Origin of the sequence: Prosthecomicrobium sp. N25, assembly GCF_037203705.1 — a bacterium.
Classification (GTDB): Bacteria; Pseudomonadota; Alphaproteobacteria; order Rhizobiales; family Ancalomicrobiaceae; genus Prosthecodimorpha.
In genome coordinates, this window is sequence record NZ_JBBCAT010000001.1 from 1,707,785 (window position 1) to 1,723,016 (window position 15,232).

The window sequence follows — 15,232 nt, forward strand, 5'->3', positions numbered from 1 at the left end:
GCCGTCACGCCGAAGCGGCGCCGGCCGCCTTCCGCCGCTCGTAGGCCGCGACCGCTTCCGCCCGGGTCGGCAGGTCGGCCCCCTGCCGCGTGCAGGTGATGGCGGCGGCCGACACGGCGAAGAGCGTCAGGTCCTGGATCGTCTGCGTGTCGAGCCCCCGGAGCGCGGCCTTGTCGAGCAGGCCGCGCTCGTCCAGGAAGGCGAGCACGGCGGCCTGGAACGTATCGCCCGCCCCGATCGTGTCGGCGACCGCGACCCGCTCCGCCGGAACGAAGCGGGCCTGTCCCTTCGCGGCCACCACCGCCCCGCGACCGCCGTCGGTCACGAAGGCGAGGGCGGGACCGGCGAGCGACCACGCGCGCGCCACCGCCTCGAGGTCCGGCTTGCCCCCGAGCATCCACTCGAGATCCTCCGCCGACGCCTTGACGATGTCGGCCAGGCCGAGCATCCGCGCGAAGCGCTCCAGGTAGAGCGCCCGGTCTGGGATGATCGACGGCCGGATGTTCGGGTCGAGGGTCACGACGCGGGTCGGCGCGACCCGTTCCATGAAGCCGAGGAGCGTCGTGGCGGTCGGCTCCTGGGCGAGTGAGATCGACCCGAAATGGACCGCCGCGAGGTCGTCCGGCAGCGCCGCCGGCAGGTCGTCCGGCGTCATGCTGCGGTCCGCCGCCCCCGTCCCGTAGAACGAGTACTCCGGCTGGCCGTCCTCACCGAGCGCCACGAAGGCGAGCGTCGTCTGCATGCCCGGCGCCCGCACCAGGAAGCGCCGGCCGATCGCCTCGCGCTCCATGAAGCCGTCGAGGCGGCTGCCGAACCAGTCGGTCGACAGCTTGGACAGGAATTCGACCTCCCGGCCGAGCCGCCGCGCGCCCATCGCGACGTTGAGCGGCGAGCCGCCCACCACGGGCAGGAACGCCTGGCCGGCCTCCGTCCGGGTGCCCATCATGTCGAAGAGCGCTTCGCCGCAGACGATGATCATCCGATGTCTCCCCGGCCCGTCGGGCCTGCTCGTGGCTCTCAGGACGGCCGCACGACGCCCTTGCGCAGGACGAGGTTGCCGTAGAGCCGTTCCTCCCCGGTCGCCACCAGCGCATAGGCGCTGCGGACGCGGTCGTAGAAGGCTTCGCCCATGAGCGGCACCACCCGGCAGGCCGGCTCGTGGCGCCGGACGATCGCCTCGAACTCCAGCATGACCGGCTCGCGGTGCTCCGCGTTCCCCTTGATGCCGGGCCGAAAGGCCGTGTCGGGCACGAAGTCGTCGAGGGGCATGACGGACAGGATCGCGTCCGCGATCCGGGTCGCCGAATGGCCGTCCATGCGCACGAGCCGCCGGGCATGGGCGACCGCCGGATAGTTGCCGTCCACGATCGCGATCTCGTCGCCGTGGCCCATCTCGCGCAAGACCTTGAGCAGGTCCGGGCCGAGCACCGGATCAATCCCTTTGAGCATCGGCGGCCTCCTTGAACAGGACTTCCCGGTTGCGGGCGAAGTTGGCGAGGATCGGCAGGGCCGCCGCCCCGATGGCGCGTGCGTCGGCGCCGACGCTACCCTCCCGGATCTCGCAGGGGGTGAGGCCCTGCCGGTCGATCAGCTCCAGCCCGGCGCGGGTCGCCTCGGCGAGCCTGCGGCGGATCTCGGGCGGGAAGGCGCCGTCCAGGATCACGGCCTCGAAGTCGAGGATCGCGGTGGCGCCGGCGACCAGCACGGCGAGCGCCCGTCCCGCCTCCTCGAGCCAGGCGTCGAGGTGGGCGCCGTAGTCCGGCCAGCTCCGCGGCTCGCGCCAGAGGTCGGAGGCGTCGACCCCCGCGGCCCTGAGCCGGTCCTCCAGCACGTAGAGCGAGGCGGCCCGGATCAACTGCTCGGTCACCACCTTGCCGCCAGGGGCGGCGCGCGGGACGGGCATCGAGCCGATGGCGCCGGCGTTGCCGGTCCGGCCCGGCACCACGTTGCCGGACACCACGATGCCGCCGCCCACGAAGGAGCCGACGAACACGTAGACGAAGTCGCGCGCCGCCTGGGCGTTGCCGAACAGGTTCTCGGCCGCGCAGGCCGCCGTGCCGTCGTTCATGACGTGCACCGGCCAGGGCAGGACGGCCGTGAGCGCCTGCCGGGCGTCGAAGCCGCGCCAGGCCTGCATGACCGCGGGCGGCGCGCCGACCTCGGGCTCCCAGTTCCAGAGTTCGAAGGGCGTCGCCACCCCGAAGCCGACGATGCGCGCGCGCTGAGTCTCGCTGAGCCGGGCCGTCAGGTCCGCGGTGCCCTCCCGCACATGGGCGAGCAGGCTGTCGGGGAGAGGGTAGGGGTGGGTCCAGTGCCGCCGGGCGATGACCCGGCCGAGGAAGTCGACCACGACGAGGTCCGTCGAGCGGCGGCCGATCTTCAGGCCGAACGACACCGCCCCGTCCGGGTTGAGCATGTACGGAATGGCCGGCTGCCCGATCCGGCCGCGCTGCGGCTCGCCCCGGCGGATCAGCCCCTCCTGCTCCAGGCGGTTCATGATTACCGTCGTGGTCTGCGGCGAGAGGCCGGTCAGCCGTGCGATCTCGGCCTTGGGCAGCCCGCCGCCGCGCCGGATCAGCGACAGCACCAGCCGCTCGTTGTAGAGGCGCACGCCCGCCTGGTCTGTCCCGCGGCGCAGGTCGGCCGCCGGCAGGCCCTCGCGCAGGGCGGGCTCCGCGCGCCCGACGTCGCGCTGTCCGATCTCGGGCAGGTCGTCCACCGATTCTCCTCCCGGCGAGGCTCTCGTTTCACGTGCCGCAAGGCGATCCGCCTAGGCAAGGCCCGGCCTCGCATCGCCGCGGATGATGGCCCTCGGCACCCGTGCTGTCAATAAGTTCATCCAGTGGATTTATTTATTGACAGGCTTCCCGGCTTCATGCGAGAACCGCCCTACCGGATGGCGGCCGCCGTCCCCGCACCGCGCGTCGAAGCGCCCGGCGGGGGCAGGGCGGTCAGCCGGGAGACCTCGCCGGGGGCTTGCCCGGACGAGGCTGCAAGGCGCCCCGACAGGGGCTTTCGGGAGGAAGAAACCGATGAAATCCTTCAAGGCTTCGCTCACCATGACGGTCGCCGCTGCGGCCCTCGGGCTCGCCTTCGCGGCCGGCCCCGCCGCCGCACAGGGCAAGGTCGTGGTCGGCCTGATCACCAAGACCAACACCAACCCCTTCTTCGTGAAGATGCGCGAGGGCGCCGAGGCCAAGGCCAAGGAACTCGGCATGGAGCTGCGCTCCTTCGCGGGCAAATACGACGGCGACCATGACAGTCAGGTCCAGGCGATCGAGAACCTGATCGCCGGCGGCGCCAAGGGCATCCTGCTGGTGCCGTCCGACTCCAAGGCCATCGTGCCGGTCATCAAGAAGGCGCGCCAGGCGGGCGTGCTCGTCATCGCCCTCGACACCCCGACGGAGCCGGCCGACGCCGCCGACGCGACCTTCGCCACCGACAACTTCGAGGCCGGCAAGCTGATCGGCCAGTGGGCCAAGGCGACCCTCGGCGACAAGGCCGCCACCGCCAAGATCGCCCTGCTCGACCTCTCCAAGAACATGCCGACCGTCGACTACCTGCGCGACCAGGGCTTCCTCACCGGCTTCGGCGTGGACGTGAAGGACCCGAAGAAGAACGGCGACGAGACCGACAAGCGCATCGTCGGCAACGACGTGACCGCCGGCTCGGAGGAGGGCGGCCGCAAGGCCATGGAGAACCTGCTCCAGAAGGACCCCGGCGTGAACGTCGTCTACACCATCAACGAGCCGGCCGCGGCCGGTGCCTACGAGGCCCTGAAGGCCGTCGGCAAGACCAAGGACGTGCTCATCGTCTCGGTCGACGGCGGCTGCCCGGGCGTCAAGAACGTCAAGGCCGGTATCATCGGCGCGACCTCCCAGCAGTACCCGCTGCTGATGGCCTCCAAGGGCATCGAGGCGATCGCCGAGTTCGCCAAGACTGGCAAGAAGCCGGCCCCGACCCCGGGCCTCGACTTCTTCAACACCGGCGTCAGCCTGATCACCGACAAGCCGGCTTCCGGTGTGCCCTCGATCAACACCGAGGAAGGCCTGAAGAAGTGCTGGGGCTGATGCCCCTGCGGGGCCGGCCGTCCGTCTGACGGCGGCTCCGATCTGCGATAGGGAAACCCGCGGCGGCCAGCCGCCGCGGGTCTCCGGCCAGGGCCCGGGGAAGCGCCGGTCGTCCCCCACCCACCCCCGCCTGCCCGTGGCAGGCGGACCGCCTCGCCGGCGCGCCCGGCAGGTCCGAGGACACCGGGGCGGAGGCCCCTGCGGCAGGCTCGCGGCGACGGCGCCGGGGCGCCCGGTCCCTCTTCAAACGATTTGCATTCCTCGGCGGACGGGCGGACCATGGCGTCCTCCCGCGCGGCAGAACGCGGGCCCGATGCGAGCGCCCGTCGAGGCTAGGTCGAGCGAAACTCCAGGAGGAAGCCCATGTCGGCAACGGACGAGTCGCCCTCGAAGGCGGCGGAATTCGAGCGCGTGGCCGCCCAGGTGCAAACCGGCGTGGCCAACTTCGCGGAGGACAGGCCGACGCTCGTCAAGCGTCTGCAACACCTCCTCCACATGCATCCGACACTCATCCCGGCGATCGTTCTCCTGATCGGCGTGGCGATCTTCTCGACCATTGTCGGCGAGCGCTTCCTGCACCCCTTCAACTTCTCGCTGGTCCTCCAGCAGGTGACGATCATCGGCGTCATCGGCGTCGCCCAGACGATCATCATCCTGACCGCCGGCATCGACCTCTCGGTCGGCGCCATCATGGTCCTCTGCTCGGTGGTGATGGGCAAGCTCGCCGTCGGCGCCGGCCTGCCGGCCCCGGTCGCGATCCTGGCCGGCCTCGGCGTCGGCGCGATCTGCGGCGGCATCAACGGCCTGCTCGTCACCCGCTTCCGTCTGCCGCCCTTCATCGTCACCCTCGGCACCTGGAACATCTTCTTCGCGCTCAACCTCTGGTACTCCGAGAGCGAGACGATCCGCGCCGCCGACGTGGAGGCGGAGGCGCCGCTCCTGCAGGTCTTCGCCACCTCGATCGACTTCTTCGGCATGCGGCTGACCGCCGGCTCTGTGGCCATGATCCTGCTCGTGCTGCTGTTCTGGTACGTGCTCAACCACACCCCCTGGGGCCGCCACGTGCATGCCGTCGGCGACGACCCCGACGCCGCCCGCCTCGCCGGTATCCGCACCGACCGGGTCCTGATGTCGGTCTATGTGGTCGCCGGCGTCGTCTGCGCCTTCGCGGCCTGGGTCCTGATCGGCCGCATCGGCTCGGTCAGCCCGCAGGCCGGCCAGACCGCCAACCTCGACTCGATCACCGCCGTGGTGATCGGCGGCACCTCGCTCTTCGGCGGACGCGGATCGATCATCGGCACGCTCTTCGGCGCGCTCATCGTCGGCATCTTCCGCAACGGCCTGGCGCTCTCGGGCGTCAACGTGCTCTGGCAGGAATTCGCCGTCGGCGTCCTCATCATCGTCGCCGTCGCTCTCGACCAGTGGCTCCGGAGGGTTTCCCAGTGACCAGCTCGGCCCCCATTCTCCAGGCCCGCGGCCTCGTCAAGCGCTACGGCCGCGTCACCGCCCTCGACCATGCCGACTTCGACCTCTACCCGGGCGAGATCCTCGCGGTCATCGGCGACAACGGCGCGGGCAAGTCGTCGCTCATCAAGGCCCTGACCGGCGCCATCACGCCCGACCACGGCGAGATCACCTTCGACGGCGAGGCCGTCCAGTTCACCAACCCGCTCGACGCCCGCAAGGCGGGCATCGAGACCGTCTACCAGAACCTCGCGCTGTCCCCCGCGCTGTCGATCGCCGACAACCTGTTCCTCGGCCGCGAGCCGCTGGCGCCGGGCGTGCTCGGCCAGTGGTTCCACAAGCTCGACCGCTCGCGCATGCGGCGGGAGGCCCGCCAGGCGCTCTCCTCCCTCGGCCTGATGACCATCCAGAACATCGACCAGCCGGTCGAAACCCTGTCGGGCGGTCAGCGCCAGGGCGTCGCCATCGCGCGCGCCGCCGCCTTCGGCAGCCGTGTGGTCATCATGGACGAGCCGACCGCCGCCCTCGGCGTCAAGGAGAGCCGCAAGGTGCTGGAACTGATCCTGGACGTGAAGCGCAAGGGCCTGCCGATCGTCCTGATCAGCCACAACATGCCGCATGTCTTCGAGGTCGCCGACCGGATCCACATCCACCGCCTGGGCCGCCGCCACGCCGTGGTCGACCCCAAGGCGATCTCCATGTCGGACGCCGTCGCCATCATGACCGGCGCCATGGCGCCGCCGGCGGGTGCCACGCTGCAGTGACCGTCGGGGAGGGGAGGGCGGCCACCGCCCTCACTCCACCCAGGCCCGCTCCGCGTCGACCGCGGCGCAATACTGCGCGGCGCTGAGCCGTGCCTGCTCCACCGCCAGCGCCACCACCTCGGTGTTGGTGGTCGCCTGGTAGGTGGCGATGATCGGCATCGCGGCGAGCCGCTTGGCGGTCCTCAGCACGGTCAGTAGCCCGAGGCCGATCTCGCGCTCCACCGTCACGGTCGGCAGCGCGCCGATGCCGAACCCCTCGATCACCAGGTTGATGATGGAAAAGAGCGAGTTGTTGCTGGTCAGCTTGGAGGCCAGCACCTGCTCGTCCTGGAAATAGGGTGCGATCATGCGGAACGGGGGCGTACCCCGCGGAAAGGTCACGATCGGCATCGCCGCCAGGTCCTCGACCGTATAGACCCGCTCCGGGTCCACCGACCGCGCCGACCCGACCCAGCTCATCTCGAACACGCAGGAGACGAAGCTGCGGTAGCTCTCGCCGATCACCGGGTCGAGCGCGAAGATGAGGTCGTAGGCGCCGCGCTCCATACCCTCCACGAGGTTCTTGGTGCTCTCGATGGTGAGCTCCACCTTGAGCCGCGGCGACCGCCGGTGCAGCGCCTCGACGAGCGGCGGCATCCAGGTTGACGACACCGTGTCGATCGCGCCGATCCGAACCACATCGAGCGCCGCCGCCGGCTGGCCGGAGAGGTCGCTCTTCAGCACGTCCAGGCTGTGCAGCACGCCCTCGAAGGTCTTCAGCGCCCGTTCCCCCTCGGGCGTCAGCGCGAAGTCCCCGCCGCGCCGGCGCACGAGCGTGCAGCCGAGCTCGGCCTCGAGCGCCGCCAACCGCATGGAGACGGCCGGCTGGGTCGTGTTGAGCTCCCGGGCGGCACGCGCGAAGTGGCGCACGCGCGCGAGCACGACGAAGCTGGCCATGTCGACGATCCGCATGGCCGCGCTTGTACCACGCCGCCTCTCAGTCCGGGGAGACGGTCCTGACCCGCCGCGGATCGATCACCAGGCGCACCGCGTCGCCGGCCGCGAAGGGGGCGTCGTTGCCGGCGAGCACCCGCAGGTCCGCCCCGGCGGTCGCCACCACGTAGCGGGTGCGCGCGCCGAGGTAGACCCGGGCCTTCACGGTCCCGGCGAGCCCTTCGCCGGGCCCGGGCGGTGTCAGGACCAGGTCCTCCTGCCGCAGCACCAGCCGCGCCCGCCCGCGCCGCGGCTCGTCGGGGGAGAGCCGGACCCGGCCGCCGTCGCCGAGCCGCGCCTCGGGCCCCTCCGGACCGTCCACGATCTCGGCCGGCACCAGGTTGGCGGAGCCCAGGAAGTCCGACGCGAAACCCGTCTCCGGCCGCGCGTAGAGCGCCTCCGGCGCCCCCTGCTGCTCGATCCGGCCGGCGTTGATCAGCACCACCCGGTCTGACAGGCTGAGCGCCTCCTCCTGGTCGTGGGTGACGAACAGCGTGGTGAGCCCGGTCTTCTGGTGGATTTCGATCAGCTCCACCTGCATGTCCTCGCGCAGCCGCGCGTCGAGGTTCGAGAGCGGCTCGTCGAGGAGCAGCACCTTCGGTTTCGACACGATGGCACGGGCCAGCGCGACCCGCTGCTGCTGTCCGCCGGAGAGCTGGCGCGGACGCCGTTCCGCCAGCGCGCCGAGTTGCACCGTCTCGAGCGCGGCCCGAACGCGGGCCTCCTGCTCCTCCCGGCTGCCGATGCGCCGCATGCGCAGCGGGAAGCGCACGTTCTCGGCGACGGACAGGTGCGGCAGGAGCGCGTAGGACTGGAACATCATGGCGATGTCCCGCCGCTCCGGCGGCAGCCGGGTCACGTCGCGCCCGCCGATCGTCACCGTCCCGGCGCTCGGCGCCTCCAGGCCGGCCACGATCCGGAGCAGGGTCGTCTTCCCGCAGCCGGACGGCCCGAGCAGGCTGACGAACTCGCCGTCCGCGACCGACAGCGAGATCCCGCCGAGCACCTCCGTCGTCCCGAAGGCCTTCCGAAGTCCGGTGAGTTCGACGGCGCCGGTCATGCCGCGACCTTTCCGAGGCCGAGGATCCGGTCGATCAGCACCATCAGCAGCACCGTCACGCCGATCATGATGGTCGAGACCGCCGCCACCGACGGGTCCGGGCTGAACTCGAGCTGCCCGTAGATCTGCACCGGCAGGGTGGTCAGCGTCGGGGTCCTGAGGAAGAGCGACAGGACGGCCTCGTCGAACGAGATGTTGAAGGCGAAGAAGGCGCCCGCCGCCAGCCCGGGCAGCGCCTGCGGCACCACCACCAGCAGGAGCCGCTGCAGCCGGCCCGCCCCCATGGTGCGCGCCGCCTCCTCCAGGAACGGGTCGGCATCGGCCAGCACCGCCAGGGTAGTGCGCACCACGTAGGGGATCGCAACAACCGTATGGCCGACGAGGAGCGTCGCGGTCGAGACCGGCCCGAAGGTCCGGCTCCAGAACATCAGCATGCCGATCGCGTAGATGATGGTGGGCAGCACGAGCGGCGACAGGAAGGCCGTCGCCAGGACGCCCGAGCCCGGCAGCGCACGCCGGTTGAGCGCGATCGCGGCCGCTCCGCCCACCACCGTGGCGAGCACCATCACGCCGAGCGCGATCTGAAGGCTCGTCAGCGCCGCGGCCGTGTAGGTGCCGGAGGTCAGCACCGCCTCGTACCATTGCAGGCTGAAGCCCTGCGGCGGGAAGGCGATGAACTGGCTCTCCGACACGGAGGCCCCCGCCACGACCGCGAGCGGCCCGAGGAGGACGAGCCCCGCCAGGAGCACGAGCGCGCCCCCCGCGATCCGCCAGCCGAGCGGCACCGCCCTAACCATGCCGCGCCCCCGTCAGCCGCACGTAGGGCACCAGCACCAGGAGCACGCCCGCGAAGAGGACGACCGCCTGCGCGGCCGCGAAGGGCCATTCGAGCGTCTGCGTGACCGCCCCGTAGATCGACGCCGCCAGCACCTGCAGCCGGCTGCCGCCGAGGAGGTTGGGCGTCACGAAGGAACTCGCCGAGAGGGTGAAGCAGAGGAGCGAGCCCGCGACGATCCCCGGCATCGCGAGCGGCAGGACGACCGTCCGGAGCGTCTGCCCGAAGCTCGCCCCCATGGTCCGGGCCGCCTCCTCGAGCCGCCGGTCGAGGCGCGTCAGCACGCCGAGGATCGATAGCACCATGAAGGGCAGCAGCACCTGCGTGAGCCCGAGCACGATCGCGGTCTCGGTCTGCATCAGCGAGAAGGACCGGTTGGCGAGGCCGAGGTCGCGCATGACCTGGGGTACGAGGCCGCTCCGGGCGAGCAGGACCATCCAGCCGAAGGTGCGCACCACCACGCTCGTCATCAGCGGCAGCACGACCATGATGACGAGCGCCAGCCGCAGCCCCGGGCCGGAGCGCGCCGTGATGTAGGCGAGCGGGAAGCCGATCGCCGCGCAGAGGGCCGTGATGATCAGCGACAGCCGCACGGTGCGCCACAGGATGCCGAGGTAGAACGGGTCTCCGAGCACCCGGGCGAGATGGGCGGTCGTCGCCGTCCCGCCCGGCCCCTCGACGCTGAGGGCGAGCATCTCGAAGATCGGCAGGACGAAGGCGAGGGCCAGGAGCGCGAGCCCCGGCAGGAGCAGGGCCAGGGTCTCGGCCCGGTCGCGCGCCCCCGCCATCGCCGGCCTACTTGGCGATGGCCTTGTTCCAGGCCTCCACCCAGCTCGCCCGCTTCGCCTCGATGACCGTCGGGTCGAAGCGCAGGAGCCCGGACGCCGCCTTCTCGCCGTAGGCGATGTCGGCCGCGACCTCGTCGGAGACCTTCACCTTGGCGTTGGTCGGGGTGTAGCGGAGCGCCTCCGCGAAACAGCCCTGCGCCTCCGCCGAGATGGTCATGTCGATGAACTTCGAGGCGAGGTCGCCGTTCGGCCGGTTCGCCACCAAGTTGGCGGTGATGAAGCTCGCCGGCGTGCCTTCCTTCGCCTGGATGAACTTCGCCGGCATGTTGGCCTTCTTGAGCGTGAAGGCGTAGTCGGAGGCGTAAGGGGCGATCCAGGCGTCGTTCTGCGCGAAGGCCTGCTGGATCTCCGGCGAGGTCTTCACCACCACGGCGCCGGCCTTGAGCAGGGTCTTCACCGCGTCCAGGCCGGGCTGGATGTTGTCGAGGTTGCCGCCCATCACCGCGTTGAGCTGCAGGAAGCCGAGCATTCCGTAGCCGTTGGAGATGTCGGTCAGGACCACGTGGTCGCCGAAGGAAGGATCCATCAGGTTCTTCCAGCTCGTCGGTTCCTTCGGCACCTTCTTCGAATTGACCACGAGCCCGATCGCCGCGATCGAGTAGGCCGGGCCCTCGCCCTTGGCGACGTTCTTCTTGGCGAAGTCATAGAGGTTGGCGAGGTTCGGCACCTTGGCGGGATCGAGCGGCGAGATCAGCCCCTCGGAGGCCGCCACGATCTCCTGCCCGCCCGAGAAGTGGATCACGTCGAACTGCGGCGCGGCCTTCTGGGCGCGCACCTGCGCGAAGGCGTCGGCCGAGTAGGCGGTGACGATCTTGACGCTCGCCCCCGTCGTCTTCTCGAAGGGCTCGATCACGCATTTCCGGTGCGCCTGCTCGTAGGCGCCGCCGAAGGAGTTGATGACGAGCGTGTTGGACTGCGCCAGCGCGGTGCCGCCCATGAGAGCGGCGAAGGTCAGCGCTGCGGATGCTGTCACGAGCTTCATGGTCGCTCCCCCTTGCAGTCTCGGCGCGCGGCACGGCGCGCAACTCGGTCCGGTCGGCGCCCGACCCGGGCGCCCGGCGGTCACAGGCGTCCGATCTCCACCCACTTCGCCCCCTCCTGACGGATCAGGCGGCACTGCTCGGCGATGGCGTCGAGCCCCTCGGTCATTTTGCCGAAGTACGTGCAGGGGATCCAGCCGGTCGGCCCGAAGGTCCGCCCGCCGAAGGCGTAGAAGAGGCCGATCTCCCAGAACTCGCTCGGATCGATCTTGAAGAAGTTGGGCGGCTGGTAGAACCACAGGAGTTCGCCGGCCTCCGGGATGATCGTCTGGTTCTCCGGCGGCAGCTTGGTCGGGTCGAAGTTACGCGCCGTCTCCGGCAAGCCCATCATGATCTCCGGCCCGGAGAACATGGCATGCGTCGCCTTCCAGCGGATCGGCTCGAAGAGGGCGCCCCACAGCGCCGCGCAGGTCTGCGGCGCCACGTCCCAGTACATCGTCACGATGCCGGTCACGTCCGCATCCACGAACTTCAGATAGAGCTTCCTCTCGTCCGCCATTCGCCTTGCTCCTCCGGGATTTGAACCTTATTCGACCGGGGGGTGGCGCGGGTGTCAAATCGTCAATCAAAATCGGGTCGATCAGAGTTTCTTATCAGCCGCGCCGCCTGTCGCGGCCCCCACGGGATAGGACGGACTGGCCGTCAATGTCGCAGAACTCCGCCGTTCTTCGCGCGTAGCTGTTTGCTGTTGTACTGATTGTCGTACCCCAACTTGCGTAAGCTTGGCTGGCTCCCTACTTATCCGAGTAGTCATTCCCTGTTACCCTTGGGGGTCGCATGAAGCCTGGAACTAGAGCCTGCATCGCTGCGGCAGCCATTTGCGCCGCGAATGGCAAATCGGCCAGCAGCATTTACGACCATCGTGAAGGCTGCCGACATACGATCAGCGGGAAGGTGGATGGAAACAAGGTAAAGTTGTACGATCATGAACGGGGCTGCCATTTCTCAGGAAGCTTTAGGAGTATATACGACTACGGAGAGCAGCGGCACGTTCAGGTCAAAATGAACGGCAACTCGTTCAGCGGCTACGACTACGCCACGAGCAACCATTTCCACGGTACGGTCACCGGGAGACAGGTTCGTATCTACGATTACGCTACTGGTCAATACTACTGGTACTCAATGTGAAAAACCTGAAAGGGAGCGGCGGCAAATAGCCTCCGCTCGGTTCAAGGATACGGGCTACCAGGTACCCAAAGGCGTACCATGCGGCGCTGTTGATGGATTCTCGCCGAAATCCATTATGTAGAGCCGAAACCCGAGCCCCGGACCCGAGCCGCCCGTGACGTTCCCCGACCCCCGCTTCTCCGTCGCGCCTATGATGGACTGGACCGACCGGCATTGCCGGGTCTTCCATCGCCTGCTGACGCGGCGCGCGCTGCTCTATACGGAGATGGTCACGTCGGCTGCGGTGGTGCACGGGGACAAGCCGCGGCTGCTCGGCTTCTCGGCGGCGGAGCACCCGGTGGCGCTGCAGCTCGGCGGGTCGGACCCGCGCGAGCTGGCGGCGGCGGCGCGGATCGGGGCGGACTTCGGCTACGACGAGATCAACCTGAACGTCGGCTGCCCGTCCGACCGGGTCCAGTCCGGCCGCTTCGGCGCCTGCCTGATGGCCGAGCCGGACCTCGTCGGCGCGTGCGTGGCGGCCATGAAGGCGGCGGTCGCCGTCCCGGTCACGGTCAAGTGCCGCATCGGCATCGACGACCAGGACCCCGAGGCGGCGCTGCCCCGCCTCGTCGCGGCGGTCCGCGCGGCCGGCGTCGACGGGCTCGTGGTGCATGCCCGCAAGGCCTGGCTCCAGGGCCTGTCGCCGAAGGAGAACCGCACCGTCCCGCCGCTCGACTATCCCCTGGTCCACCGCCTGAAGGCCGCCAACCCGGACCTGCCGGTCGCGATCAACGGCGGCATCGCGAGCCTCGACGAGGCCCTCGGCCACCTGGAGCACGTCGACGGCGTCATGCTCGGCCGCGCCGCCTACGAGCATCCGCGCCTGCTGGCCGCGGTCGATCGCCGCCTCTTCGGCGAGCCCGGCCCCGACCCGGACCCCTTCGACGTGGTCGAGCGACTGATCCCCTACGCGGCGGCGCATGTGGAGGCCGGCGGCCGGCTGTCCAACGTGACCCGCCACGTCCTCGGCCTGTTCAACGGATGGCCCGGGGCGCGCTCCTGGCGGCGCCTGCTGACCGTCGGGGCGACCCGTCCCGGCGCCGGGGTCGAGGTGGTTCGCGAGGCGCTGGCGGCGGTGCGCCGGCCCGAGGTCGAGGACGCGGCGGCCTGACCCTCAGCGCCTGAGGATCAACCGGTCGCCCTGGATCGTGAAGGAGTGCAGCCGGTCCAGGAACGAATTGCCGAGGAGGCTCATCTCGAGCTGGCCCGGGCGGGCAACCAGCGCGTGCACGCGAAGTTCGGTGATGTCCCCGATGCTGAGCGACTCGAGGACCACGGGCGCCGCCGTGGTGCCGCCGTTGGCGGTCGACACATTCACGTCGTAGCTGAGCGTCGAGGTGTCGATGCCGACGTCCCGCGCGTCCCGGTCGGAGAGCACGACGGAACTCGCGCCCGTGTCGACCACGAGCCGGATCGGCTGGCCGTTCGCCTCCGCGCGGACGCGGAAATGCCCGTCGCGGGACTTCGCCACCATGACGGACCCTCCCTCGCCCGTACTGACCGCGAGGCCCGGGATCAGCGAACCGGCCATCCGCCGTCCGGCGATCTCCAGTTCGGTGCGGTAGGAATAGCCGGTCATCAGCACCGCCACGATGGCGAGCCACAGCACGCCCGCCCGCAGCGCCTCGGAGAACCGTCCCTCGAAGCGGCGCAGCACGCCCGCGCCGATCACGAGCGCGAAGGCGGAGAGGATCACGAGCCGGGAGAAGTCGCCGCTCTCCAGGCCGAACACCCGTCCCGCGTCGTTGTTGAGCATGAGGAGGCCGAGGGCCACGCCGAGGCCGAGCAGGATCAAGCCGAAGACCATCACGCCCTCACTGCTGCTGCTGCGCCGCCATCGCCGCCTCCCGTCGCCGCCGGCGTCCCGGAAGCTCGGCCATGATGCGCGCCCGTTCCGCCTCCGCATAGCCGGCCCAGCCGCCGATCTCCTCGAGCGTGCGCTCGCAGCCGACGCAGGTGCGGCCCGCCGGATCGACCCTGCAGATCTTCACGCAAGGGGTGAGGATGGGTCTGGAAGACGGCACGCGCGTGGCAATCCGGATTTGAAACGTCCTCCTCACGAGATAGGCGAGGATGTTCGCCTCGGCAAGCGCGGGGCGCGACGGCGCAGCGCCTCAGCCGACCGCGGCGGCGGCGACGCTCAGGAAGGCGATCTCGGCGACCTGCTGTCCGGCGCCGACCACGTCGCCCGTCTGCCCGCCGATCTGCCGCACCGCCAGGAGCCCGAGCCCGGCCACCGCGGCGCCGGCGGCCGCCGCGGCCCCGAGCACCGCATCGCCCCCGATCGGCGCCGCCGCGATGAGGAGCGCCGTTCCCGCCGCGATCGCGAATCCGGCGCCCGCCGCCCCGGCCGTCACCGTCCCGGCCGCCCGGCCGGCCCCGTCGATCCGTGCCGGGGGCAGGGCGGCGACGAGGCAGATGGCCGTCGAGCGGGAGACCGCCGCCGCGGCCAGCAGCCCGAGCGCGGCCCCCTGCGCCCCGGCGTCTTCCACCAGCGCGGCCAGGAGGACGGTGCGGATCAGCAGCGACAGCGCGAGCGCCGCCGCCCCGTAGCTTCCGATCCGGCTGTCCTTCATGATCTCCAGCTTGCGCGCCCGGCTCGCGCCCCCGCCGAAGCCGTCCGCCGTGTCGGCGAGCCCGTCCTCGTGCAGCGCCCCCGTCGCCAGGAGCCCCGCCGCGAGCGCCAGGGCCGCGGCCGCGGGCGCGGGGAGGGACGTCGAGCCGAGGAGCCAGAGCAGTGCCGCGGCCGGCCCCGCGATGACGAGGCTCGCGAAGGGCAGGACGACCACCGCCCGCCCGAAGTCCGGCATCGCGGCCGGGTCGTCGGCCGGGCCGATCCGCGGCACGGGCAGGCGCGAAAAGAAGCGCACCATCCCGGCGAGGTCGGCCGCCAGCCGCGCCGCCGCCCCGGCATTTTGGTCACGCTGCGCCATTCCCCGCCCCGCCCCGCTTGCTACGGCGTCCCCGCCTCTCTAAACCGCATCGCCGAGAGCGCATGCCCCGAGAGGTTCC

The 15,232-nt window shown here is 70.6% G+C and carries 16 protein-coding genes; 4 read left to right on the forward strand and 12 right to left on the reverse strand.

Annotation, left to right across the window (positions count from 1 at the left end):
• Positions 1 to 4 precede the first annotated feature (4 nt).
• Genes WBG79_RS07735 through WBG79_RS07745 form a run of 3 tightly spaced genes read right to left on the reverse strand, consistent with a single transcriptional unit; the run spans position 5 to position 2,665 of the window.
• The gene (locus tag WBG79_RS07735) at positions 5 to 979 is read right to left on the reverse strand and encodes a carbohydrate kinase family protein (protein WP_337356531.1); all 975 of its coding nucleotides are present in this window, start codon (positions 977 to 979) and stop codon (positions 5 to 7) included.
• 38 nt (positions 980 to 1,017) lie between these two features.
• Positions 1,018 to 1,449, reverse strand: coding sequence for an RbsD/FucU family protein (locus WBG79_RS07740; protein ID WP_337356532.1), 432 nt, complete (start codon positions 1,447 to 1,449; stop codon positions 1,018 to 1,020).
• Positions 1,433 to 2,665, reverse strand: coding sequence for an ROK family transcriptional regulator (locus tag WBG79_RS07745; RefSeq protein ID WP_443147445.1), 1,233 nt, complete (start codon positions 2,663 to 2,665; stop codon positions 1,433 to 1,435). Before WBG79_RS07745 ends, WBG79_RS07740 begins: the two co-directional genes overlap by 17 nt.
• 367 nt (positions 2,666 to 3,032) lie before the next feature.
• Between WBG79_RS07745 and WBG79_RS07750 the strand changes: the two genes are divergently transcribed.
• The 3 genes from WBG79_RS07750 to WBG79_RS07760 all read left to right on the forward strand — a co-directional run bounded on the left by WBG79_RS07750 (position 3,033) and on the right by WBG79_RS07760 (position 6,298).
• Positions 3,033 to 4,070, forward strand: a complete 1,038-nt coding sequence (locus WBG79_RS07750; protein WP_337356534.1) for a sugar ABC transporter substrate-binding protein — start codon at positions 3,033 to 3,035, stop codon at positions 4,068 to 4,070.
• Positions 4,071 to 4,433: 363 nt separating this feature from the next.
• Positions 4,434 to 5,516, forward strand: coding sequence for an ABC transporter permease (locus WBG79_RS07755; RefSeq protein WP_337356535.1), 1,083 nt, complete (start codon positions 4,434 to 4,436; stop codon positions 5,514 to 5,516).
• Entirely contained in the window at positions 5,513 to 6,298 is a 786-nt protein-coding gene (locus WBG79_RS07760) for an ATP-binding cassette domain-containing protein (RefSeq protein ID WP_337356536.1), read from the forward strand. Before WBG79_RS07755 ends, WBG79_RS07760 begins: the two co-directional genes overlap by 4 nt.
• A 30-nt stretch (positions 6,299 to 6,328) precedes the next feature.
• Here WBG79_RS07760 and WBG79_RS07765 read toward each other — a convergent pair whose 3' ends face one another.
• The 6 genes from WBG79_RS07765 to WBG79_RS07790 form a co-directional block, all read right to left on the reverse strand.
• A complete protein-coding gene (locus tag WBG79_RS07765; RefSeq protein WP_337356537.1) occupies positions 6,329 to 7,234 on the reverse strand; it encodes a LysR family transcriptional regulator in 906 nt (301 codons plus the stop codon).
• A gap of 40 nt (positions 7,235 to 7,274) precedes the next feature.
• On the reverse strand, positions 7,275 to 8,330 hold the full coding sequence (gene ccmA / locus WBG79_RS07770) for a heme ABC exporter ATP-binding protein CcmA (protein ID WP_337356538.1): 1,056 nt from the start codon (positions 8,328 to 8,330) through the stop codon (positions 7,275 to 7,277).
• Complete coding sequence (locus WBG79_RS07775; protein WP_337356539.1) at positions 8,327 to 9,127, reverse strand: ABC transporter permease; 801 nt, start codon at positions 9,125 to 9,127, stop codon at positions 8,327 to 8,329. Before WBG79_RS07775 ends, ccmA begins: the two co-directional genes overlap by 4 nt.
• Positions 9,120 to 9,953: an ABC transporter permease gene (locus WBG79_RS07780; RefSeq protein WP_337356540.1), complete on the reverse strand. Its 834-nt coding sequence runs from the start codon at positions 9,951 to 9,953 to the stop codon at positions 9,120 to 9,122. The genes WBG79_RS07775 and WBG79_RS07780 overlap by 8 nt, the downstream gene beginning before the upstream one ends.
• A 7-nt stretch (positions 9,954 to 9,960) precedes the next feature.
• Positions 9,961 to 10,995, reverse strand: coding sequence for an ABC transporter substrate-binding protein (locus WBG79_RS07785; protein WP_337356541.1), 1,035 nt, complete (start codon positions 10,993 to 10,995; stop codon positions 9,961 to 9,963).
• A gap of 80 nt (positions 10,996 to 11,075) precedes the next feature.
• Complete coding sequence (locus WBG79_RS07790) at positions 11,076 to 11,552, reverse strand: DUF3830 family protein (protein ID WP_337356542.1); 477 nt, start codon at positions 11,550 to 11,552, stop codon at positions 11,076 to 11,078.
• 783 nt (positions 11,553 to 12,335) lie between these two features.
• Here WBG79_RS07790 and dusA point away from each other — a divergent pair.
• Positions 12,336 to 13,331 (forward strand): tRNA dihydrouridine(20/20a) synthase DusA, encoded by a 996-nt coding sequence (gene dusA / locus WBG79_RS07795; protein WP_337356543.1) that lies wholly within the window; start codon positions 12,336 to 12,338, stop codon positions 13,329 to 13,331.
• A 3-nt stretch (positions 13,332 to 13,334) separates the two neighbouring features.
• Here the strand turns inward: dusA and WBG79_RS07800 are convergent, their stop codons facing one another.
• The 3 genes from WBG79_RS07800 to cobS form a co-directional block, all read right to left on the reverse strand.
• The gene (locus WBG79_RS07800) at positions 13,335 to 14,027 is read right to left on the reverse strand and encodes a retropepsin-like aspartic protease family protein (RefSeq protein ID WP_337356544.1); all 693 of its coding nucleotides are present in this window, start codon (positions 14,025 to 14,027) and stop codon (positions 13,335 to 13,337) included.
• Between the two features lie 7 nt (positions 14,028 to 14,034).
• Positions 14,035 to 14,244 (reverse strand): DUF1289 domain-containing protein, encoded by a 210-nt coding sequence (locus WBG79_RS07805; protein WP_337356545.1) that lies wholly within the window; start codon positions 14,242 to 14,244, stop codon positions 14,035 to 14,037.
• A 90-nt stretch (positions 14,245 to 14,334) separates the two neighbouring features.
• Entirely contained in the window at positions 14,335 to 15,153 is an 819-nt protein-coding gene (gene cobS / locus WBG79_RS07810; protein WP_337356546.1) for an adenosylcobinamide-GDP ribazoletransferase, read from the reverse strand.
• Positions 15,154 to 15,232 lie beyond the last annotated feature (79 nt).